General features: G+C 39.3%; 20 protein-coding genes and 1 pseudogene. 10 read left to right on the top strand and 11 right to left on the bottom strand.

The window, feature by feature from the left end; all coding sequences use genetic code 11:
• Positions 1 to 64: 64 nt before the first annotated feature.
• Entirely contained in the window at positions 65 to 1,096 is a 1,032-nt protein-coding gene (locus tag H6G59_RS18060) for an AAA family ATPase (protein WP_242038912.1), read from the bottom strand.
• Positions 1,051 to 1,686, bottom strand: coding sequence for a hypothetical protein (locus H6G59_RS18055; RefSeq protein WP_190716806.1), 636 nt, complete (start codon positions 1,684 to 1,686; stop codon positions 1,051 to 1,053). Before H6G59_RS18055 ends, H6G59_RS18060 begins: the two co-directional genes overlap by 46 nt.
• An 860-nt stretch (positions 1,687 to 2,546) precedes the next feature.
• Between H6G59_RS18055 and H6G59_RS18050 the strand changes: the two genes are divergently transcribed.
• From H6G59_RS18050 to H6G59_RS18035, 4 genes are all read left to right on the top strand, one after another.
• Positions 2,547 to 2,879 (top strand): DUF565 domain-containing protein, encoded by a 333-nt coding sequence (locus H6G59_RS18050; protein WP_190716804.1) that lies wholly within the window; start codon positions 2,547 to 2,549, stop codon positions 2,877 to 2,879.
• Positions 2,880 to 2,901: 22 nt separating this feature from the next.
• A complete protein-coding gene (locus H6G59_RS18045) occupies positions 2,902 to 3,993 on the top strand; it encodes a glycerate kinase (RefSeq protein WP_190716802.1) in 1,092 nt (363 codons plus the stop codon).
• Between the two features lie 163 nt (positions 3,994 to 4,156).
• Positions 4,157 to 7,168, top strand: a complete 3,012-nt coding sequence (locus tag H6G59_RS18040; protein ID WP_190716800.1) for an ATP-binding protein — start codon at positions 4,157 to 4,159, stop codon at positions 7,166 to 7,168.
• Position 7,169: 1 nt separating this feature from the next.
• Positions 7,170 to 8,192, top strand: a complete 1,023-nt coding sequence (locus H6G59_RS18035; RefSeq protein ID WP_242038911.1) for a diguanylate cyclase domain-containing protein — start codon at positions 7,170 to 7,172, stop codon at positions 8,190 to 8,192.
• 10 nt (positions 8,193 to 8,202) lie between these two features.
• Here H6G59_RS18035 and H6G59_RS18030 read toward each other — a convergent pair whose 3' ends face one another.
• Complete coding sequence (locus H6G59_RS18030) at positions 8,203 to 9,663, bottom strand: protein adenylyltransferase SelO (RefSeq protein WP_190716799.1); 1,461 nt, start codon at positions 9,661 to 9,663, stop codon at positions 8,203 to 8,205.
• 69 nt (positions 9,664 to 9,732) lie between these two features.
• Positions 9,733 to 10,308, bottom strand: a complete 576-nt coding sequence (locus tag H6G59_RS18025; protein ID WP_190716797.1) for a GNAT family N-acetyltransferase — start codon at positions 10,306 to 10,308, stop codon at positions 9,733 to 9,735.
• Between the two features lie 549 nt (positions 10,309 to 10,857).
• Between H6G59_RS18025 and bioB the strand changes: the two genes are divergently transcribed.
• The 4 genes and pseudogenes from bioB to H6G59_RS18005 all read left to right on the top strand — a co-directional run bounded on the left by bioB (position 10,858) and on the right by H6G59_RS18005 (position 13,625).
• Positions 10,858 to 11,862 (top strand): biotin synthase BioB, encoded by a 1,005-nt coding sequence (gene bioB, locus H6G59_RS18020; protein ID WP_190716864.1) that lies wholly within the window; start codon positions 10,858 to 10,860, stop codon positions 11,860 to 11,862.
• 628 nt (positions 11,863 to 12,490) lie between these two features.
• A pseudogene (locus H6G59_RS18015) lies at positions 12,491 to 12,601 on the top strand (chlorophyll a/b binding light-harvesting protein); the annotation flags it as partial.
• Positions 12,602 to 12,633: 32 nt separating this feature from the next.
• Positions 12,634 to 13,374 carry an alpha/beta fold hydrolase gene (locus tag H6G59_RS18010; protein ID WP_190716794.1) on the top strand — a complete coding sequence of 247 codons (741 nt, stop codon included), beginning with the start codon at positions 12,634 to 12,636 and terminating at the stop codon, positions 13,372 to 13,374.
• Positions 13,375 to 13,379: 5 nt separating this feature from the next.
• Entirely contained in the window at positions 13,380 to 13,625 is a 246-nt protein-coding gene (locus H6G59_RS18005; RefSeq protein ID WP_190716792.1) for a DUF7219 family protein, read from the top strand.
• A 168-nt stretch (positions 13,626 to 13,793) separates the two neighbouring features.
• Here the strand turns inward: H6G59_RS18005 and petL are convergent, their stop codons facing one another.
• On the bottom strand, positions 13,794 to 13,886 hold the full coding sequence (gene petL, locus H6G59_RS18000; RefSeq protein WP_127055704.1) for a cytochrome b6-f complex subunit PetL: 93 nt from the start codon (positions 13,884 to 13,886) through the stop codon (positions 13,794 to 13,796).
• A 169-nt stretch (positions 13,887 to 14,055) separates the two neighbouring features.
• Between petL and aroB the strand changes: the two genes are divergently transcribed.
• A complete protein-coding gene (gene aroB / locus H6G59_RS17995; RefSeq protein ID WP_190716790.1) occupies positions 14,056 to 15,150 on the top strand; it encodes a 3-dehydroquinate synthase in 1,095 nt (364 codons plus the stop codon).
• 602 nt (positions 15,151 to 15,752) lie between these two features.
• On the opposite strand, the gene H6G59_RS17990 is transcribed toward aroB, so the two are convergent.
• Positions 15,753 to 16,364, bottom strand: coding sequence for an exopolysaccharide biosynthesis protein (locus H6G59_RS17990; protein ID WP_190716787.1), 612 nt, complete (start codon positions 16,362 to 16,364; stop codon positions 15,753 to 15,755).
• 39 nt (positions 16,365 to 16,403) lie between these two features.
• The gene (locus H6G59_RS17985) at positions 16,404 to 17,279 is read right to left on the bottom strand and encodes a lipid kinase (protein WP_190716785.1); all 876 of its coding nucleotides are present in this window, start codon (positions 17,277 to 17,279) and stop codon (positions 16,404 to 16,406) included.
• Between the two features lie 1,037 nt (positions 17,280 to 18,316).
• Between H6G59_RS17985 and H6G59_RS17980 the strand changes: the two genes are divergently transcribed.
• On the top strand, positions 18,317 to 18,628 hold the full coding sequence (locus tag H6G59_RS17980; protein WP_190716784.1) for a hypothetical protein: 312 nt from the start codon (positions 18,317 to 18,319) through the stop codon (positions 18,626 to 18,628).
• A gap of 43 nt (positions 18,629 to 18,671) precedes the next feature.
• Here H6G59_RS17980 and H6G59_RS17975 read toward each other — a convergent pair whose 3' ends face one another.
• The 4 genes from H6G59_RS17975 to H6G59_RS17960 form a co-directional block, all read right to left on the bottom strand.
• Positions 18,672 to 19,415, bottom strand: a complete 744-nt coding sequence (locus tag H6G59_RS17975) for a SagB/ThcOx family dehydrogenase (RefSeq protein ID WP_190716782.1) — start codon at positions 19,413 to 19,415, stop codon at positions 18,672 to 18,674.
• A gap of 356 nt (positions 19,416 to 19,771) precedes the next feature.
• Positions 19,772 to 21,082 (bottom strand): YcaO-like family protein, encoded by a 1,311-nt coding sequence (locus tag H6G59_RS17970; RefSeq protein ID WP_190716780.1) that lies wholly within the window; start codon positions 21,080 to 21,082, stop codon positions 19,772 to 19,774.
• Between the two features lie 56 nt (positions 21,083 to 21,138).
• Positions 21,139 to 22,272 (bottom strand): TOMM precursor leader peptide-binding protein, encoded by a 1,134-nt coding sequence (locus H6G59_RS17965; RefSeq protein ID WP_190716778.1) that lies wholly within the window; start codon positions 22,270 to 22,272, stop codon positions 21,139 to 21,141.
• Positions 22,273 to 22,470: 198 nt separating this feature from the next.
• Positions 22,471 to 22,839 carry a hypothetical protein gene (locus tag H6G59_RS17960; protein WP_190716776.1) on the bottom strand — a complete coding sequence of 123 codons (369 nt, stop codon included), beginning with the start codon at positions 22,837 to 22,839 and terminating at the stop codon, positions 22,471 to 22,473.
• Positions 22,840 to 23,665: the final 826 nt, after the last annotated feature.

Here is a 23,665-nt window from a genome sequence, read left to right as displayed (position 1 = left end):
TCCTAAATCTATAATTTCAAAAACATTTTCAATCCCCCTCTTCCCTGTTCCCTGCGATAGAACATCAAGTAGGAACAGGGACAGATTTGAGAATATCTTCAACAACACCTGCTGCGGTTCTACCAGAAAAACGTGCTTGAGGTTCCATGACTAGTCGGTGAGCAATAACTGATACTGCAAGTTCTTGAATATGTTCTGGTGTGACAAATTCATAACCATCAAATAAAGCCAATGCTTGAGCAATTTTCATTAAGGTAATAGAGGCTCCAGGACTAGCTCCTAATTGCACACCTTCCACCGCACGAGTAGCATTGATAATTTCTACAAGATAGCGTTTTAACTCTTCACTGATTCTAATTTTTTTAACTTGCTGTTTTAAGATGATAATGTCTTCTAGGTCAACGCATGATTGAAGTGTGTCAATGGGATGTTGTTGGATTTGGTCTGAGAGGAGGTTTACTTCGTCTTCCGGTGATATGTATCCTAGACTAAATTGAAGCGCAAACCGATCCATTTGGGCTTCGGGAAGAGGATAAGTACCACGAGATTCGACTGGGTTTTGAGTAGCAATGACAAAAAATGGATCTTTGAGTTTTCGCAAATTCCCATCAACAGTAACTTGAAATTCTGCCATTGCTTCTAATAGTGCTGACTGGGTACGGGGTGAGGCGCGGTTGATTTCGTCAGCTAAAACAATATGAGCAAAAATTGGACCTTCATGGAAATTAAAGGTTTGTTCATGGGGATTTAAAATAGAAACACCCAGGATATCTGATGGTAACAGGTCTGGTGTAAATTGAATGCGTTTGAATCTCACATCGACAGAGGATGCTAAAGCTTTTGCTAAAGTAGTTTTACCAGTTCCAGGATAGTCTTCTAACAGGACGTGTCCACCACTAGCAAAAGCTGACAGCAATTTTCTAATTGCTGCTGATTGCCCTTTCATCACTTTTTGAATGTTGTTACATATTCTTTGATAAATTTCTCGACCGGATAAACTATTATTCTCTGGGTTTACATTAGACATTTTTGCCAACTTACTAATACCAATTATGGAGTTAGTAGCAATTGCCATTCTTTGGTTTGGGAATTCCATTTGGGTGAGGAAGTTTCCCCAATAACATAAGGTCCCCAATAGCGTCGAGAACCATCTTGAGCAAAAGCCACTAAAATATCTCCCTGTTCTAGTTTTAGATTACCCTGTGGCAGGGATAAAATTAAACCCTTCTGACTACCTTCTTGGGGAGCAAAATCCCAATGAGCCGGAATATTATATTTGCTTTTGCTCTGGGAGGAGTTTTGAACTGCTGACTGTTGCGCTAATAGGGCTAGACGTACAGGCTGATTTGTTTGATTACTCATTCGCAAACTGCCTAAGCTTTTGCTTTTATTAGCGGAGTTAGGCTGATATGCCAAGACATGAGGTGAGTTTTCTGGACTGGGTTTTTCTAATTGCTTGCTTGGGCTAGTTGTGCCATTAGCTGCATTAGCAGATATCACTTCTTCTGAAGCAGGAGGTGCGGATGTCCTCTGCTTTAATGTGGAGGTTGCTTGAGGAATTGTTGATGATATTTCTGGTTTTTTAGAATCAAATGATACAGTCATTTCTAGGCATCCCATCATTAGTCCTAATAGCCCCAATGCACAGCCGACAATAGTGAAGTTACGATACATGGCAGATTTCATAATGATAGTGTTTAGAGATAAGATTTTTATTAGCCTTAACCGCAGGGTAGTCGATAATTCCACATGGGAATTAAAGTGTCTTAACCATATTAGACATGGTGATAATTAAGAGGATTTATGTTAGGACTTACGCACTGTACAAATCAATCATGATATGCGTTCACCAAAATACCTTATTTCAGGCTGCAACTAATTCTATTTTTACCGATAAATTAAGCGTGGGGTAGGGGTTTAGCACTGCGCTTTACCCCTACGATAAATGTGATTTTTACGGACATACATATTCAATATTTTTTGTCAATGCGTAACTCCTATATGTTAATAAATCCATGATGAAGGTTACAAAACATCATTTTTGCCAGTCAGATATTACTGCTAACAAAGTTGATTGTTAGTAATCTCCTAAGTTAGAAGGTAAATTTCATCTTGGATACTTCACGCTTTATATTTAAGATAACCCTGGAAGGCTGGGAGATACCACCCTATGGGGCAGTAATTTTTTGGAAATATGTATGACTCAAGATGGTGGTTTGTATAATTTTTGATGTACACTGAAAACCCAAGAGCTATTTATAACAACATTAAACTAAGCTGAGACTAAAATCCGATGACCTGAACAAACAGGTGACAGGAAAAACTGATAACTAATTTAATTTTAACGTAAGAATTCAGGAGTCAGGAGACGCTACGCAGACCTTCGGTTCAGAATGCTGATGAAATGAAGAATAGAGAGAGGTGAGATTTTATCAAAATCATCAAAGTTTACTAACAAAGCCTTAATTCTCCTGAACCGCAGGTCTGCGTAGCGTCTTCTGTATTCTCTATTCTGAATACTTACATTTTAACCCCCAGTTTAGTCAATGCAAAATACTCGTCTTAACACTCTATTAGATACCATTGCTAGGAGCTTGGGGCAATGGTTTATCAATCCTTGGCGGCGATTATCACTATTGTTAATTAGTTGGTTGTTTGGTTTTTTTCTCGGTTCTGCGGTATCTACTACGGCTGGACAAAAGGCAGAATTGGATATTGTGGTTGCTGCTTTTTTAGTCTTGCTGACGGAAATTACCAGCAGGATATTTTATAGTCGCAGCTTTTTTGTAAGACAAGCTCTTTGGGTAGAATCACTCAATTTACTCAAGGTTGGTTTTATCTATAGTCTATTTTTAGAAGCATTTAAGCTGGGTTCATGATTTTTTGGTTAGGGTGCTGATTATGACTAGTGATTGGTTAAATGAAATTTTGATCACGGGTGCAACTGACCCATCTTGGCAAGATTTGGCACAAGAATCAGCACTAGTAGATTCTTTGAGGGCAAAATTTTTTAATATTACCCCGGACAATGTATCCCAAGTCATTCAAGAGCGATACCTCCGGTCATCTGAGTGCAAAGCACACGCTCCGCGAACGTTATCGCATTTACTCCGTTTATTTTTACCTACTTTTAGTCAATTTTGCCAAAATGACCTGCAAATTCCGCCTCAGACAATGTTACAGGTGTTGTGGGATTTATGGCTACCTTTGGGAATCAAGATCGCATCTAGTCGCAAAGATTTGGGTAGACCTCTGATTCAGGGGATTTTAGGTGGACAAGGGACTGGTAAAACTACAATGTCGCGGATTCTCAGTTTGATTCTCCAGCAGTTGGGATACCGGACTTTGAGTTTATCTTTGGATGACTTGTACAAAACTTATAGCGATCGCTTGGCTTTAATGCAGCAAGATCCCCGTTTGATTTGGCGAGGACCACCAGGAACCCACGATATCGACTTAGGTTTAAGTTTACTTGATCAGCTTCGCCAAGGCAATAGTCCTGTGAGCGTTTCCCGCTTTGATAAATCGGCTTACTCAGGTGCAGGCGATCGCACTACCCCAGAAATAGTGGAAAATGTAGATATTGTCTTATTTGAAGGCTGGTTTGTCGGTGTGCAACCAATTGATCCAGAAGCTTTTACCAATGCACCACCACCGATTATCACAGACGAAGACCGAGTTTTTGCTCGTGACATGAATGATCAACTCAGAAATTATCTCCCACTTTGGCAGCAGTTAGATAGTTTAATTGTCCTCTATCCCACCGATTATCGCTGTTCTTTAGAGTGGCGTAAACAGGCAGAAAAGCAAATGATTGCTACTGGGAAGCCAGGCATGACTGATGCAGAAATAGAAGAATTTGTCAAGTATTTTTGGCGAGCATTGCACCCAGAATTATTCATCAAGCCGTTGATTACATCTTCCACTGTTGATTTAGTTATAGAAGTTAATACTGATCACTCTTTTGGAGCAGTATATAATTACAGCACCTGATAAGGTGTTGTATACAAATATTTTAAACTAAGCAGGGGTAAAAAGAAATAAAGTTAAGAATTTGCTTTTTTAGGCAAAAACTAATATTTACTTTTTAACGGACTTTATTTTAAAAAATACTTCAATCAAAAAATAAATTTAAAAAACCTTTTAAACCGATTATATGAATAATCAATATTTTGATCCACCGGAAAACTCAGATTGTAGTAATTACGACGACCAGCTATTTCATATTCCTGGTCATATCCAACCTCATGGTGTAATCTTCGCTTTACAAGAACCAGATTTAAAAATCTTACAAATTAGTGAAAATACAAATCAATTTTTGGGAATTCCAGCAGAGTCTTTACTTGGAAAAGACTTAACCTGTCTATTCTCTCCAGAAAAATTAGAATTAATTACTGATATTTTGCAAGCAGAAAAACTTGGATTCATCGAATTTTTAGAAATCAACACCAATTATCAAGAAAAATCCTCAGTATTTATCGGTAATTTTCATCGCTCTCATGGGGTTTTAATTCTAGAAATGGAACCTCATTTATCTACTAAAACAAATACAAAAGTTGGATATACTCATGTTTTAGAACGAGCAGTTTTTAATATTGTTAATGCATCCCATTTATCTGATATCTCTTATATTATTGCCCAACAAGTTAGAAAAATAACTGCATTTGATAGAGTAATGATCTACAGATTTGAATCAGACTATAGCGGAGTTGTGATTGCCGAAGATAAACAAAGTCATCTAGAAAGTTATTTAGGACTACATTACCCAGCCACAGATTTTCCCCCTAAGTCCAGAGAATATTATCACAAAAATTTGCTACGACTTATCCCAGATGTTAATTATCAACCCATCAAAATTATTCCCCCCAATCATCCTCTCACAGATCAACCCCTTGACTTAAGTGATTCGATCTTGAGAAGTATCTCATCATGTCATATAGAATATTTACAGAACATGGGCGTTGCTTGTTCAATGAATATTTCGCTCATGCATGAGAATAAGCTTTGGGGTTTGATTGCTTGTCATCATTATTCTAGCAAATATATTAATTATGAAATTCGCAAAATTTGTGAAATTATTGGTCAATTTGCATCTCTTGAATTAATTAATCATCAAGAACGGGCGTTAAGTTTCTACCGGCAACAAGTAAAACTAATTCAAGCACAGCTAAATCAAAATTTAACCAATGAATTAGATTACATTGGTAATGTATTTAAGCGAAATGAAAAAAGCCTATTAAATTTACTCAAAGCTACTGGTGCTGCTATCTTATTACAAGGACAATTAATCTTGATTGGTAATACTCCCTCAGAACAAGACACGCGGCACTTAGTAGACTGGATAGTAAATCAAAAAAATCAACAAGAAATTTTTTACACAGATTATCTCTCGGAAATATATCCAAATGCTACTAATTTTCAAAATATTGCCAGCGGTATCTTAGCAATTTCTATTGTTCTTCATGAGCGATCTTATCACATCATTTGGTTTAGACCAGAGCAAGTTCAAACTGTGAATTGGGCGGGTAATCCTCATCAAGCAATATCTGTTAACTCAGATAATAACCCGCACCGCACTCCACGTAAGTCTTTTGAACTATGGAAACAAACAGTTAAAAGCAAATCACTCCCCTGGCAAGTATTTGAAATTGAAGTAGCACAAGAGATGAGAAATAGCCTCATGCTTGCTGCACTAGAGTTTTCCCAACTAGCACTACAGCAAGCAGCTGAACAGGCAGAAATTGCCAACCAAGCTAAAAGTCAATTCCTGGCCAAGATGAGTCATGAATTACGAACTCCACTCAATGCTATCTTAGGTTTCACTCAAATATTAACCCGCAATAGCTCATTATCTGAAGAAGATCAAGAGAATTTAGACATCATTAGTCGTAGTGGTGAGCATTTACTAGCTTTAATTAATGATGTTTTAGAAATGTCTAAAATAGAAGCTGGTCAACTCACTCTAAATGAAATTTATTTTGACTTGCATCGTCTCATTTACTCAATTCAAGAAATGTTTGCCCTTAAAGCCGCAGACAAGGGCATAAACTTAATCACTGAATTTGGTGCGGAGGTGAATCAATATGTTTATGGAGATGAAGGTAAGCTTAGACAAATACTAATTAATCTCATAGGTAATGCTATCAAATTTACCGTTGTTGGTCACGTTGCTATCAAGGTTTCTTATGCTTGCGATTCTACATCTTTAGCACTACAAACAGACAAAATTATTGTTAAATTTGAAGTTGAAGATACAGGGACAGGTATTGCTGTTGAAGACCAAGAATTAATTTTTGAAGCATTCCTACAAGCTAAAAGTGGACGACAGTTTATGCAGGGTACTGGACTGGGACTAGCTATTAGTCGTCAATTTGCCCGACTCATGGGAGGTGATGTGACAATTAACAGTATTTTAGGTCAAGGAACAACTTTTATTTGTTGTCTTCAACTTACCTTAGCTGATAACGTGGATGTGATTTCTCCCATTCAAAACATCAAGCGTGTAGTTGGACTAGAACCCGGACAGCCTAGACATCGCATCTTGATTGTTGAGGATATTTTAGAAAATCGGCAGCTACTTGTCAAACTGCTGAAATATGTTGGTTTTGATGTCTGTGCAGTCGAAAATGGTTTAGAAGCAATTGAAATTTATAAAGAATGGAAACCTGATTTAATTTGGATGGATATACAAATGCCTGTGATGAATGGATATGAAGCAACCAAGCAACTTCGAGCTATGAGTCAAGGCAAAAAATTGACGATGATTGCTCTAACTGCAAGTGCTTTTGAGGAAGATAAACAAGCTATTTTAGAAGTTGGTTGTGATGATATTGTTGCCAAGCCTTTTGAAGAAACTATTCTATTTGAAAAAATGGCACAGTATCTAAAATTACGCTATGTTTATTCAGATAAAAAATATCGACAAAAGCTGCCCAAATTAGATAATAATAAATTAATACAATTAACTAGATCTGATTTACAGGTTATGCCTTCTAATTGGATTACTCAAGTTTATGAAGCAGCATTGGTAATTGACGACGCAAAACTCTACGAACTTTTTCAACTAATCCCCGCAGAACACCAACAAATTGCTGATACATTGAAAAATTTAGTTGATAATTTTCATATAGAAACAATTATTAGTCTTACTTCTCAACCAATACAATAAAATGATGCCTTTATCGAAATATTATAACTATAGCAATTTTGGTCTAATTTTGATTGTTGATGACAACCCAGATAATCTACGATTGCTCTCTAAAATATTAGAGTCAAAAGGGTTGAAAGTTAAGAAAACAGTTAGTGGAAAAATTGCAATTCAGGCAGCTAAGATAGAACCTCCTGACTTGATTTTACTTGATATTAATATGCCTGATCTAAATGGTTATGAAGTCTGTAGGAAATTAAAAGCCCAGGAAGAAACTGCACATATTCCCATAATTTTTATTAGCGCTTTAGACCAAACTATAGATAAAGTTAAGGCATTTGAGATAGGTGGAGTAGATTATATTACAAAGCCTTTTCAAGAGTTAGAAGTATTTGCACGAGTTAAAAATCAATTGATTATTTACCAGCAACATCAGCGACTTATTGAACAAAATTATCAATTGCAGGAAGAAATAACAATACGCCGAAGAATGGAAGATGCTTTGCTTGCTGCCAATGAGCAGCTACAACTTTTTGCGCTGTTAGATGGATTGACAGGAGTTGCCAACCGGAGAAAATTTGATGACTATTTAAATCTAGAATGGCAACGACTTGCTCGTGAAAATTTGCCTCTATCTTTATTATTATGTGATGTAGATTTTTTCAAAAATTATAACGATACTTATGGACACTTAAAAGGAGATTATTGTTTACAACAAATCGCTAAAACACTTAAATTATCAATTAAGCGTCCGGCTGATTTATTAGCACGTTATGGTGGAGAAGAATTTGTGATAATTCTCTCCAATACAGATTTTCAGGGGGCTGTATATTTAGCTGAACAAATCCGACAAGAGGTACATAATCTCAAAATTACCCATGCTAAATCTAGAGTTGATAATTTTGTGACTTTGAGTGTAGGAGTTGCAACTATTTTACCTAATTTGCAGATTCCCCCGAATAACTTAATTGAGATTGTTGACAAAGCACTCTATGCGGCTAAAGCCCAGGGAAGAAACCGCATTGTCGCTGAAAATTTAACGTAATCAGAATCTGTTATTGAAATTGCTGAACTAAATCATAAAAAGGTTGCCAATTGTCTTCCTGGGCGATTGGTTCCCAAATTGATTCAATTACAGGTCTTAATAATGCTGTTTGCGGATTATATTTAGCTAGAGTTTGGGCAATTATGTCCATTTGATTGGGATCAAAATGATTGAGAATTTGATGATATAGTACACACCAATTATCAAAAATTGCTGACGCTCCCAAAGCTGGAACAATCTCGGAAGTATTCATCACAAATGCAGGTTCATCACGCCATTTACTGTCAAAGGTGCGAGCCATATCTGAGAAGAATTGATGATAACCAATTTGGCTATCTTGTAAAAAAGTGATGGTTAGTTGCAAAAGCTCATCAGCTTCGGCAAATTGCCCATCCTCAAATCCCAACTTTTTCAACATGAGATTCCGATATTCAGCCAGATAATATTCAGCAAATTTAGATAACCCACTTTGCAAATCATCTATATCAATTACTGCCTTTAAGGGTTCTTGCAGCAATTCTAAATTCAGTTTGCAAATACCTGGCTGCTGACTGTAACAATAGCGTTTATAATAATCAAAATATGCCGCAGTAAAGGATAGATCATAAGTGGGAATAAAAGCATATGGCCCATAATCAAAACTCTCTCCTGTAATCGACATATTGTCAGTATTCAGGACTGCATGACAAAAACCAGCCGCCATCCACTGTGCTACTAATTCGGCTACTCGCTTCACTAATTCCGCATAAAATAGGGCATATTTATCATGTTCAGAATCATGTTCAGAATTGAGATGTTGGTAATAAGTTTCAATGACATGATCTAGCAGCTTTTTGGTTAAATCAGGACGCTTTAAATAGTGCAGTCGTTCAAAAGTGCCAAACCGGATATGGGATTTACTCATCCGTATCATTACTGACGAGCGAGTAGGCGAAGGTTCATCACCGCGCCACAAACCTAAACCTGTCTCAATCATACTCAGACAGCGTGAGGTTCTGACACCTAAGCGGTGTAGTGCTTCTGCTGCTAGAACTTCCCTGACTCCACCTTTGAGGGTGAGCATTCCGTCACCACCACGGGAGTAAGGTGTTGTACCAGAACCTTTTGTACCAAAGTCGTATAATTCGCCATCAGTTCCCCGCACTTGTCCGTAGAGAAAGCCTCTCCCGTCACCCAACCGTGAGTTATATTCACCAAATTGATAACCGTGATAACGTAGTGCTAATAAGGGTTTGCGTCCTTGAAATTTCCCAAAGGCTGTAATAAAATCTTCGTCTTTGACGAGTTGGGGATCAAGTCCTAAACGGGGTAGTAGTGCATTATTGCGCCAACGCAGAATGTGTTGGGGAAATTCTGCGGCTGTGACTTCATCATAGTAGTCACTACCTAGAGATTCTAAGGCGCTTTCGTAGTTAAGGGTGAGTAAAGGATTACTAGAATTGGTGTGATTTGGAGTTTCAGCCAGAGTCATTATCGGCAAATTTTAATTGATCTTCTCTTAATATTACATCTCTACCATCTTTTTCAATGCTATGCCTATTTAGAAGTACTCTATTTTCCAGTTGGGATTAGTGAGACTGGTGAGAATATGATCTTCCCATTTACCATTAATCAATAAATAGTCTCTAGCATATCCTTCAATCACAAAACCGAGTCTTTTGAGTACGTTACCGCTACGGCGATTATGGGGCATATAATTTGCCATGATGCGGTGAAAATTTAATTCTTGAAAGACATATTCGGTGCCGGCTTTTAGTGCTTCTGTCATATAGCCTTTCCCTTGGGCATTTTCTGCTAGATTATATCCAACATTGCAAAAACTAGCTGCTCCCCGGACAAAATTGCTAAAATTGACAGTACCAATAATTTGCTGGGGATGTTTTTTGGAAGAAATAAATAATTTTAATGAATAGTCATTAATGAATTCAAAACAATGTTTTTCTATTTGATCCTGCCAATATTCTTCTGTAAAGAAGCCATCCATCCAAGTTACACAATATGGAGTGAGGTAGGCTTTATTTTTGAGAAAATAGTTGATAATTTCCCTTGTATCTTGGGGAATCGCCATTCTTAATAACAGGCGTTCGCTTGTAATTAGTGGCAGTTCTGATTTCATAAGCTAAATTATTGAGAATATGTCTTTTAATAGCACGCTTGAGGTGTTATAGCAGGAGTCAGGAAACGCTTCGCAGACCTATGGCTTACGCCATGCTGCGCTATCGGTTCAGGAGTAAAACCCTCTTGTAGTGAGAGTTTCATTATCAATTTATGTCCTAACCACCCTGTCCACGGCCATATAAGTTGTTTAATCAGCCAGTAACGGGTTGAATATAGGAATAATATTTGATTTTTGAAATATATGTAAGGTGGGAATTACCTACCAAACCTTTGCTAAGGTGGGCAATGCCCACCCTACGAGACTTAAAATTTTATGGCTACGCCACGCAAGCTATCAAATATCATTTATGATTCCTATACCCCTAGGTCTACAGGTAGTTAATGTTGCAGTCTGAGTTTCAATCCCCTGAAGTAACAGGCTACAATTTTTTATCCCTTGGCTCGATTTTGAATTTTGAAGGCGGGTCTACTTAGAGGGAATTTTTTCTGAAAAATCGTGATGATATTATAGCAGTTGTTGATAAATCCAATCTACAAAAGGATAATGATGGTGGGAATACGCTACAATTGGCAGCAAGCAGAGATTTTGGACATATACAATACCCCATTTCTAGAGCTTATTTATCAAGCTGCTAGTGTGCATCGCCAATTTCATGATCCAAAACAAATACAAGTCTGTAAACTAATCTCTATTAAAACCGGGGGTTGTCCAGAAGATTGTAGTTACTGCGCTCAATCTTCTCGGTATAAAACAGAGGTGAAGCCAGAAGCACTGTTAGAAAAAGAAACGGTGCTGAATATTGCTAAGAAAGCTAAAGAAACTGGTGTAAGTCGCGTTTGTATGGGTGCTGCTTGGCGGGAAGTGCGGGATAATTCCCAATTTGAGCAAGTCTTGGATATGGTAGAGGATGTCACCGCTATGGGTTTAGAAGTCTGCTGCACTTTGGGAATGCTGAGTGCAAATCAGGCGAAACGCTTAGAAGATGCCGGACTGTATGCTTACAATCATAATCTGGATACCTCTGAAGAATATTATAGTACGGTGATTACTAGCCGGACTTATAGCGATCGCTTGCATACAATTGAAAATGTCCGCCAAACTAATGTTACTGTCTGCTCTGGCGGCATTCTTGGTTTAGGCGAAAGCGTCGAAGATCGTGTAGGAATGTTGTACACGCTATCGAATTTACAGCCACATCCAGAATCTGTACCCATCAATATTCTCTCACAGGTTCCCGGTACACCTTTGGAAAATCAACCGGAAGTCCCGATTTGGGAAGTGGTGCGGATGATTGCTACCGCTAGAATTATTATGCCCACTTCTGATGTGCGTTTAAGTGCCGGTAGGGCAAAACTCTCTCAAGTCGAACAAGCTTTATGTTTTATGGCAGGGGCTAATTCCATCTTTTCCAGCGATGATCACAAAATGTTAACGGTGACAACTCCCTGTCCTGATTATGACGCTGACCGGGAAATGCTGAATTTGCTGGGTTTAGAAATGCGTCCACCATTCCAAAAGCAGGAAACAATACCTGCTGCTGTGACTGTTTAGATATAGCTTAGGACTATCTCCTTCAAGGTCACTTAGACAATCTTTGCTTTTTTCTCTGCTCTCTCTGCGCCTTTGTGGTTTAAAAGTAATTTATTTAACTACAGAGACACAGAGAACACAGATTTAAGTAGGTTGAAATGAGATTTTTGAGTGACTAGATAATTACTAATTTTTCTCAAAAAATAGCTGTCACTAATACACCAATATAGTTACTACGATTAATATAAGCTGCTATTAGGCATTCACTAACTGTTGAATGTTAATTCGTTTTGTATCCAAAATGAGTCATTAACAGCCGGAAATGACGGAATTTACTGCATACTCACATCTTGCACCTTCTCAATAAGGGTGCGGTGGGCATTGCCCACCCTACGCAATAATAAGGGTTGTAGACTTAGATTTTCGCAATAAGATAATGGTGCAAGATATGATCATATAGAGGATGATAATTTTTGACAGTGGGATAGCCTCAACTGGATTTTTACAAAAATTCATCTTTCCTAAGTGATAATATATCTCAATAAATCTGATATGCTATGGTTAGAGCTTATTGAATATCTATTTCAATAAGTAAATTAAGCATCGCAACTATTTCCGACAATTTACAGGAAATTACACCATGACAAGCATGGCTGTGCAAACCCCGAAGTCAATTCCTTGGTGGTCAGGGAACACTCGGTTAACAAATCTTTCAGGACGGCTTTTAGGCGCTCATGTTGTCCATGCAGGATTAATCGTATCTATCATCTATCCTATTCTGTGAGCATATTTATGTCTGATATTTTTGATGTTTTGTGGTTAAGTTCTAGTCCTGCTTTGGTCAGGTTTGATCAACCGTTATTGAGATACTTATCTAAGTATATGCAGGTTGCTCAGTGGGAGTACCATCAGGGAAAAGACGAAGGTAGTTCTATAGATGAAGCAGTGAATTTGGTCTATGAATTTTTGACCCCTTGTACTGGTTCTATACATTTAGCTGGTCATGGTGCTGGTGGTGCGATCGCTTTAAGTTTTGCTCGTCGTTATCCCGAAAAGGTGCGATCGCTAACTTTATTAGCTGTGGCTTCTCAACCTGCACATACTTGGCACGCTCACTATTATGTGCAGAGAAGTCTATTTACTATCAGTCGTGAACAAGTATTAGCAAATAGTGTCCGCAATCTCTTTGGGAAACAATCTTATCACACTACTAAGAAGTTAATGTCAGCTTTAGATAAAGATTTGGATCAAACCCCCTTGTCACACTCTATATTCAAGTTGGTTGATTTGCCTAAAGGTGGTGTTTCTATGCCAATGATGGTATGTGGTAGCAATAATGATCCCATTGTTGATCCACCTGCATTACAGGACTGGTTAAAATATTTCAAGCCTGAAGATAATCTCTGGGAATGCCCTCAAGGACATCATTTTTTTCATTACTTTTATCCTCAAGAAGTTGGGCAACAAATATTAAGTTTTTGGCAACTTTATCATCTACAACCAATGCTGATTTCATTTTCAACAATTACTTAAATCCTATGAATACAAGTTCTGATTTTCTGACCGAATTATCTGATTTTCTCTATCCTCGTAATCAATATCATGGAGAATTGAAGACAGAGTATCTACAATTTAATTTACACTTGCAAGAATTTTCTCAACGAGTGAATTATATTTGTAGTTTGCAAACTGGTGGTAAAATAGCTCCAGAGGAAGCTTACAAGCAAATTCAGAATCTTTGGAAACAGTTAAAGCGTAGCAAGAAAGCAATTCAGCTTAATTAATGAGAAAGCTTTTTAAGTAGTCAAGATTTATACGGCGGGGTTAGAGGTTTTATCTTCTCCTTTCCTCTTGACTGACGAGTATTGCCCTAACCCCCCTTTTTTAAGGGGGGCATATAGTACCAGAGAAAGTTCGTGTACTACAGGGGTTAAAATCAAACTGACTGAATACTAAATGATCTTCGCAGAACGCAGACCAAACAGCAAGCCAACAGCTATGCCCATGAACACGCCTAAAAATACAACATATTCAACTACAGCCATTTGTGTTTCTCCACATTAGTTACCTATTTATATTGAATCATTAATAATTCGTAATTCGTAATATTTCCTACGGAAACGCTCCGCGAACGTAATTCGTAATTCACAAGAATTCTTTCCCAGTCCCCAAATTACGCTAAAATACAGCCCACGCTTATATTAGGGTTAGAAAATGACTTCTGTAATTAAAGTAGATATACCAGAAAAGTCTTATGATATTGCGATCGCACCGGGAAGTTTAGATCAGCTAGGTGAACAAATGGCGGGTTTGCAGCTAGGCAAGAAGGTATTGCTAGTTTCCAACCCGATGATATTTAAATATTATGGCGAAAGAGCGATCGCATCCTTAAAAAATGCCGGCTTTGAAGTCACAAGTTACAACTTGCCACCTGGGGAACGCTACAAAACCCTTAACTCTATTCAAAAACTCTATGACATCGCCCTGGAAAACCGCCTAGAACGTTCCTCCACAATGGTGGCTTTGGGGGGAGGCGTTATCGGTGATATGACTGGGTTTGCCGCCGCTACATGGTTGAGAGGAATTAATGTGGTGCAAATTCCTACCAGTCTCTTAGCAATGGTAGATTCGGCAATTGGCGGTAAAACCGGCGTAAATCATCCCTACGGTAAAAACTTAATTGGCGCATTTCATCAACCGCGCCAGGTTGTAATTGACCCAGAAGTCTTAAAAACTCTGCCAGTGCGAGAGTTTCGGGCGGGAATGGCGGAGGTAATCAAGTACGGCGTAATTTGGAACGCTGAATTGTTCACCCAATTGGAAGCGAGTAAACACCTTGACCAACTCCGCTATGTAAAATCCGACCTGATAAATTACATAATAACCCATTCTTGTCAAGCGAAAGCAGATGTTGTCAGCAAAGATGAAAAAGAATCTGGATTACGGGCAATTCTTAACTATGGTCATACTATCGGTCATGCAGTAGAAAGCTTAACAGGCTATCGTCTGCTAAAACACGGTGAAGCCGTAGGAATTGGTATGGTAGCCGCAGGGGAAATTGCCGTAGAATTGGGTCTGTGGCAAAAAGTAGACACAGAACGTCAAAACGCCTTAATTAAAAAAGCCGGTTTACCAACACAATTACCAGCAGATTTAGATATTGAAGCGATTATTGATGCTTTGCAATTAGATAAAAAAGTCAAATCCGGTAAAGTTCGCTTTGTGTTACCAACCCAAATTGGTGAAGTGAAAGTTACCGACGAGGTGACATCAGATACGGTTCGACTAGTATTGCAGAAAATGCAATGATCGGTTTTGGATGCAAGGAGGCTAAATTCGTCCTGATTCAGCCAAAACACAGGCGGAAGTATATATACCTTAATTGACTAATTGCCCTCAGAGTGGAAACTGGGGGTTTAACTAAACCTTTTTCTAAGTTCTATACAAAAAATCCTTTGACTAACCGAAATCTTCCGGAGATGGTTAGAACTCAGACGGATAAGAAAATAGTAGATGCACCTTAATTATATTATATCCCTCACCTTATGGCTGGGGGTTTTATTTTCGCAATACTGGATTGCTTAATTGTGTATTTCTATTAGTAAAAACAGTTTTCTAAAAAACAGAACCTTTCCAGATTGAGTGAAAATAGGACAAAAAATTAGGATGACTGATTTGCCTAACTCGATTTTTTTTAGTGTTTTATTTTATATAGTCTACATTAGCAGCTTACAACTAAGAATAGTATATATATTTGTAACAAATTTCATTGATCTAAAGCCGAGTTAAGGAACACCCAGCCTCAACAGATAATTTTGTGATCTACTGACCAATAATTTCTTAATGGTACAGTGCCAGCGGAGTTATCCGTGGAATCAATCCAAAATCTAAAATCCTGTTAGAGGATGACATTAGCCAGGAGAAAAAATCGCAGGCAGCAAATTGGGGGCTAACCACAGTGCATAACCAATAAACCCAAATAACAAAGTAATCAAGGCCGTAAAAACGTAGCTAATGCACATTAGCAAACCGTCAGACTCAATAGTGGCAACAGCCAAAAGTAATATAGCCACGGTGGGGATAGGATTGGTAAAGGGAATTGGTAAAATTAGTAACAATGTCAACCAAGAGATACAAAGCCCATTCAATTGCCAAGTCCAATGATTATTCGCTATTCTTGCCAATCGGGGACGGGCAATTTTCTCTAACACCCTAGTTACCCGATGTAGATTGTGTAAGATGATCTGAGCAAAAGCGCGAGGAAACTGGTAGTTAGCGATTTTTTTGGGCAACCAAGGCGATCGCCTGCCCAAAACCATTTGCAATGATAATATTAAGCAAGCACCACCAAAAGGGCCAGTCAACCCCGGTGGCATCGGAAACAAAAACGGCAAAACTAATAATGCAATCACCAAGCTAAAACCCCGTTCGGAAGTTTCCGCCAAAATATGACCAAGAGTCAGTGGCTGTTGGGCTAAACGTTGGAGTAAAGACTTAATGTCTTGAGAAAAGCTCAAATGCATTTTGGTGCTAAGGGATAGGGAATGACCACCATAGATAGATTATAGTGGTGGCACCAAAACACCTATAGCTTTAGGAATCACACGAAACACAGCGGGAGTATGTGTCGTTATTTCCCCATCTGTATTTATAGGGCGTGGTTTACGAGTATATACTTCAATCTCCTGCCCTTGGATAGCGCGGACATTCTGCCAATGTATATGTCTACCTTGGCGCATGGCTGGGAGTAAGGGTATAATTTCCCACCAATGCTTAATTTCCAAACTATACAGATCCAATCTTTGATCATCTATTGTAGCATCATGAAATACAGCCATTCCACCACCATAATAGCGACCATTGCCTACAGCAATTTGGACAGTTTTGACATGAACTGATTGGTTATTGATGCGAATTTCTGCATGAAAAGGGCGAGATTCCCAAATAACTTGTAACGCAGTGGCAGCATAAGCAAATATTCCCCAACGACGTTTAACTTCTTTGGTTAATCGCTGGGTAATTTTTACACTTAATCCCAAACTGGCAACATTAAAAAAGTACTTACCATTTACCCAACCCAAATCAATACGTCGCAACTGTCCACCGGCAATAATTTGACAAGCTTCCGGTAGAGAATTGGGAATTCCCAACGTTCTGGCTAAATCATTAGCAGTTCCCAAAGGCAAAATTCCCAAAGGTAATTGAGTATCAACTATAGCCTCTACTGCGGCATTGAGAGTACCATCACCACCTCCAACTATCACTAAATCTATCTCATGCTGGTAGTTCCTAATAACATCACCCAAATGTGTTGGGTTTTCTGTAGATTCAGGAATCACATGAAAACCAAGTGTCTCCAGACAATGAATAGCTTCCGAGAGGCGTTCTTTTCCTTGACGGGAATGACGGTTTATTAACAGCAGCGCGCGGGGATTCATAATGCCTACCTTTTGTAGTTTAAATGTCAATATCTCCCTGTCTTTCAACCTTGCATTTAATCTTAAAGTTTAGTGAGATGAGTATCAAAGTTGCAGTAACTTCCAATTAAAAAGATATCCCAACCTGTAGGATATGTTAGACAAAAGTACAACACCGTCATAGATTAAATCACACCAGTGCCTTCATAAAGCATCCTCAGAAATTGGATGACTTCTTTTTGGGGATTTCCACAAACAAGTGAGGTTTTATCTAGTTTAGCTTTAGTAGCTGTGAATTTATTCCTTATTTCTTAAAAATAAAGAAACCTCAACTTAGCATGACAAAATTGAGGTTTATTATTTATTTTTGATGGATGATATAGAAATTTTACCTGATTTGTAAAAATCGCTTATGTATGACTTATTCCACGCGGCGCTATCAGATACCCGACTGATTAGAGTAGGACTTACGCACTGTACAAATTAATCATGGTATGATTTTACGAAAATAGGTCGTTTTAGGCTTTGATTAATGATTACTTTGATGGTAAATAGATCCGTGCTGTAGGGGTTTAGCAATGCTAAACCCCTACGACATATCGGTTTTTTTATAACTCATATTTTGTATTTTCTGTCAATGCGTAAGTCCTATAGGAATCATAAATGATATCTGATAGCTTGCGTGGCGTAGCCTTAACGAAGGCAGGAGGCAGGAGGCAGAAGGCCGTTTTTGTAACGGGGATTTATGCCCCGCTCCAAAAACTTTTCGCCTTAAAAGGCGAGGTTTTAGACCCGATTGTTTCGATAAAATTTTAAGTCTCGTAGGGTGGGCATTGCCCACCGCAGCAATGGTTTGTAAGGCATAGCCCTACCTACGTATATTTCAAAAATCAAATATTATTTCTATATCATCTACAAGAACTACTCTCAATCCACCCTACGTACTTATAAATATTATATTTTGTCCGATATCCAGATCTAGCACAGTAACGAATATGCATAAATCAGAAAGGTGAATCCTACTTAAAGTAGTACGGACTTAAACAGAGAATTTTATTATGCATCGTCTTCAGAAATTAATGAGTACCACACTTTTAGCGACCGTGCTATTTTCCCCTGTTGCCATAGCACAACAACAATCATTAACTACACAAGTTGATAATGTTGAACAGCAGGTACCATGTCTTAATGACAAAGGCAGACCTATCCGGTGTCCTTGGGAAAAACCTATCAAGGCTCCCATAAATAGAAATACTGACGCTGATAAAAAGGCAAATCCTTGTAATCCTAAAAAAGGAGCGCCTGTTGATACCAAAGCTTGCCGCGATTACATTCTTGGTACTCCTACACCTAAACCCAGCCCTAAATAAATTCAAGTGAAGCGGGTATACAACAAAAATGTATACCTGCTTTTTAGGCGCTCATATTTATAGCACTAGTGCCGACCGCAACACAGTAAATAGCAGCATGACGTTCCCCGTCAATACCCAAAATAGTATTTAAACTTATGTCATGGAATCCACCTATACAAAGACTGCCAAGTCCCAATTGCACAGCCATTAAACATATATTTTCAGCTTGATGACCAGCTTCCAACAGCGCAAAGCGGTAGCCCCGCGCACCGTATTTAGACATTGAGCGCATAAAAACCGATGTCAACACAAAAAGAGCATTGGCATTCACAAAGTAATCCTGCTGTAATAATGGTTCTAAAAAATCTGTCGGCACTGCATCACTAACCCGATGAAGCCCGTGTCCGCGAGGTTCATAGTGATATAATCCGGCTGCCAGACCTGCCACCGCTTGTGTAGATACGAACATCTCAATGGGATAAAGTCCTCCCGCAGAAGGAGAGTTGCGAGCTTCATAGGATTGACCATCCACTTCACGCAGCCCGTTGAGTCCACATCCTGCGTCGAGCAGTTGAGCTAATGAGGTGAGTGGCATCACCTGATTCTCAAATGATCGCACAGAAGAACGCCTCTCTAAAAGCTCAGACAGCGGATTATCGTGTGGTGCTTTCGGCAGTTCTAGAAAAGGAGCCTCCGGCAGATACCGCAGTTCAGTAGCCGGAACACGCTTGACATAACTTTTCGGGACTGGAGAGTTCAAATGATAGAGAAGAGCTAACTCTAGGGGTTCATTGGCTTTGTGCATTGCTCTAATTTCCTCTTTTTAAAGGATCGCGGAAGTCCCTACTCTCAACGTACTCGTAGGGTGGAGATAGAGAGCGGAGGATGAGGATTGCATCTGGGATTGATTTTTTGCACAGCAAAAACAAATATCAGATACATGACGAATCCCCAGGATTTTCTGGTAAGATATTTAAGATTTTGACCACCAATGCCGTAAGCGAAAACCAAGCTAATAGGTAAGTGTCGCAAGAAAAAGATTTGGGTCTTGGGAATCAGGACTCCTGCCCTTGGAGGGAATGTCAGACCAATAGAACTACGAAGTCCTGGAGGCTATTCCCGATGAATTGGGAAGCCCTGTCCGTCTCACGGCATGGTAGTTCACGCCATAGGATGTGGGCAAGGATTGAGGTCATTTTCGGTACGTCGGCCACCATAACCCAACCTTTCTGGAACCTCGAATAAACGCCGAGTCCCCAGAGGCTCTTGTCCATAACCAAAATATATAGGCACTAACTCACTGGCTAAAGTCCGCACTACGCGGAAACCAAGGGACGCAATATCAGGAGTTGTAATTTCTACTAAATAGGGTTCAGAACCAACTGAATGGAGTCTGCTAATTACTGATTGCAATTTTTCTGCTTCAGACCCAGATTCGTAAGTTAGTAAATCTTCAACTTTGCAGGATTGGTCATGGTGAAATAAGAAATCCAACTCCCCCAGCCGAGCAGTTGTGTAGAAAAAAGCGTTGTGATCATCCAAATACTTAACATCACTATATTGATGGAGATTAGCCCCAACGCCGGTAGCCATACGTTCTATGTCACCAAAGCGGGCTTGACAAACTTCAAATATCGCCTTGTGAAAAGCCGTTTTCCCATCCAGATGACATCCCAAACCAGTGGACACAGCCGGACTTTTGCCCGAATGGTCAATTAACATAGCCATGACAACCGGGACTTGAATATCAGTAGTTAAATCGAAGGCAACTAACTCAATTCCAAATCGAGCGTAGTGGCGGGCAATTTCTGTCTCTATTCCTGGTCGGTGGTCGAAATAGATACGCGGAGCAGGTAGGCGGTTTAACCAAGTAATGATGAAAGCATCGCGCTCAATTAACTCGCACAAACCACGGTAAGCAGCAAACTCTAGAGAAGGTCCACTAGCCATGCCGTTAGAAGTAACAGGTAAAATATGATCTCCTGGTTGATCACCGTCCCAGTCCAAATAAACCAAGAATGTTGGGACTAAAACCGGTTGGTTGCTGACTAAGGAAAGGGCATTCATCCACGAAGTCTGCGTTGTGGGATTGAACGCTGGAAAAGGGAAATTTGGGTCAGAGTATTGTTGGTCAGAAAAAGAGGAAAAAACTGAAGGAGGAACGGCACGATTACCTAATTCTTCGTAGCTACTAACAATCAATTGCCCATAATCAACAATACCACCGCAGTATCTCTCTATAGCTTCGCCAACAGCACCGAAAATTGCTTGTTCATCAGTCATGCCCCTGCCTACACCGTAGCGTAAATCATCCTGTTGTTTGCGAAGTTGGAAATTTGCTAATTCGGCTTGCCATAAAACAGGAAACTCGAACTCTGTATAAGGCTTGGTGAATCTATCTATGGCTCGAATGATGCCAGTATGGGGGCTGACTAAATCGCGCCAGCGGGGACTAGCAATTGCTGTATTCACTTTGTTCACTCCTATCATAAACAGTGCTGAGATTTGACTTTTTACACTGTCACCTGTCACCTGTTTCCTGTCACCTGTTTTGGTGAACAATGGGGACAACCTGGTTTTTTGAGGACAACGTTGTGAGTGAGCTTTGTGCCGAGCAAGTCTAGATGTAGTAATTTACCATCAGTTGCGATCGCTAAACCGAGGATCATCTTCACGGCATCAAGAGCTAGATAACTACCCACCAACATCTGGGCTATGGGCAAATTTTCCCGCAGCCGTGGTTGAGAACGCCGTTCTCGGTTCAGAAACTGCTCAACCGCCAATTCCGCTTCTGGCAGCTTGGAACAGGCCATAGACCGCATTCGATAGCAGAGATAGCAGGGTTTGTCCTTGGAAAAAACCAGCGGACCAACAGTTCCCTCCACACCAGCCGCTCCACCTGGTAGCAATGGGCGCTGCATCTTCAGACATAGTCTGTTCAGACGATAGGCTAGATTCACAGATACGGCATCAGTAGCAACAATCACAAGGTCAACGTCATCCAGCAAAGGATTAACTGTTGCGTCGTCAGTTAAAGGCTCTGTCACAATCTCAGTTCGGGTTACTCCGCCAATTGACTCAATCTGTCGAGCCGCTTCCACACCTCGAAATGCACCGCTTTTATTCAATACCGAGCTTGACATCATCAGGGAATCCGACGGAATTGTGTAGGCATCATCGCACAAACGAAGAAAACCGATCCCAGCAGTAGCCAGGTTGATTGCTGCTATCAGTCCCGAACCTCCCAGTCCAAAAATAGCAATTCTAGCGTTGGCTAAGTTTTTCTGAGCATCCTTTTGGTCAAAGCCTAACTCATGATAAAGGCTGATTTGAGGAAGTAAATAAGCACGACTATCTAAATCGCTTGTATCCTCTAGATACTCTTCCACTAAGCGATTGTCCATCAAAAACTCTAAACATTGATTGACTGAAGAATCTGTCAACTTTTCGCCAATCGTAGCTCGGATTTCTCCTATTGTTCGGGAGCCGTCTAGTAAAGGTAAAACAAGACTTTCCACATCATGCAGAGCTTGACCCTTTACTCTCAGGGTTCGTCGCGTCGTATTGAAGATCATACTTTCTTCGCCATTGCAGTCTGACGGTATCACGTTAATGACGACGTGTTCTAGTAGACGTAGCCGCTTATCATCATTTAATTTCATTGGCTTTGTTTCAGGAGTTGAATGCTGCTATAAGTGGCAATTTGTGAAAAGGTGAAAATTTAAAAACCCTGTTTTTGCTAACCAAAAAAAGTGTAAAAACAGGGTTTTTATCAGCTTTTCCAGCCAGATTTTGTGGCTCTAAACTCAAAAAGCTCGGTTTCTAAAATTAATCAATTGCAGTTCTTTCTCCAGGTTTAGTTAGTATCCAAATCCGAAATCATCAGTTTCCTCGATCACGCCTGATACTGTTCCGTCACTGCTAAATTTACATCCACCACATCCACCACATCCACCACATCCACGGCAGCCACGACATCCACATCCACGGCAGCCACATCCACCACATCCACGGCAGCCACGACATCCAACACAGCCAACACAGCCAACACATCCGCCGCAATTAGCAAACCATCTTTGGGTGGTTTCCGAGTCAAATACTCCTGACATTGCTAATTTTTCTAAAGCTGCTATTTCCTCATCAGACAACAGAAGTTGTTCTAGTTTGTCTGCTTGATCTACCAAATGCATTTCTATAGTTGGTTGGGTTAATGTTTTTTCTGCAAGCATTGTCACTTACTCCTTTTAATTTGAATTCAATCAGCTGTTTGCAAATCTGTTTTTGAGTTAACTATTTTTCGTTAAAGCATCAGTTTTTGAACGAGCGAAGGTCAATAATTACCAGAAAAGAAGACAACCGTTAATGCCTAACTATCATCCCCATCCAAGTATAGTTAAACAAAAACACTAAGTCTCATATTCAGAATTTCACTAGTTCATAAAAGGTCAAAATCACTTTCTGGTCAGTGCTGGTAACTCCCAGAGGGGATTTATATTCCTTCAAACCTTGTCTTTAAGAAAAATCTTGCTCTTGTTAGCGTCGTAAATTATGTCTTTTTTACTTATCTAACTCTTATCAGAATATCTTTTACTGTCAGATTTACTTCTTTCTTAAGTAGTATTATTGTCCTTTTAATAGAGTAGAACGCCATTTAATCAATTGTCTTAAGGATGAATAAATCTCTGGTTATAAAAAGTTAATTTACAGTTAAAGCCAATTTAAAATAATGCTTATGGCTGATTTAAAAGCTTGGTTCTATTTCTTTATAGTTACTACTATAGTAAAGTAGTAATACTACCTTACCTCTTAGTAGACAGCTAAAAATACCAGGTCAGGTATCTCATGATCCTTTAATGATCTAGCGTACATCGACTTAATTGTGTTTTTTTACACGTAAAAATTATGTATAGAAGAAATTTTACTATTTTTGATATATTCATCCCTAAGAAGTGGAGAATAAAGTTTTTCAAAAGTAAAGTATTAAAGTAATAGATAGCAGAATCAAAAAAAACTCTCATCAACTTGGACGCGACTGATTGCTGCTAAAGTCCAGGA

The sequence above is a fragment of the Anabaena lutea FACHB-196 genome (assembly GCF_014698305.1).
Classification (GTDB): Bacteria; Cyanobacteriota; Cyanobacteriia; order Cyanobacteriales; family Nostocaceae; genus Anabaena; species Anabaena lutea.
Note: the sequence above shows the minus strand (reverse complement) of the source record. Positions and strands in the feature narration are given on the sequence as shown.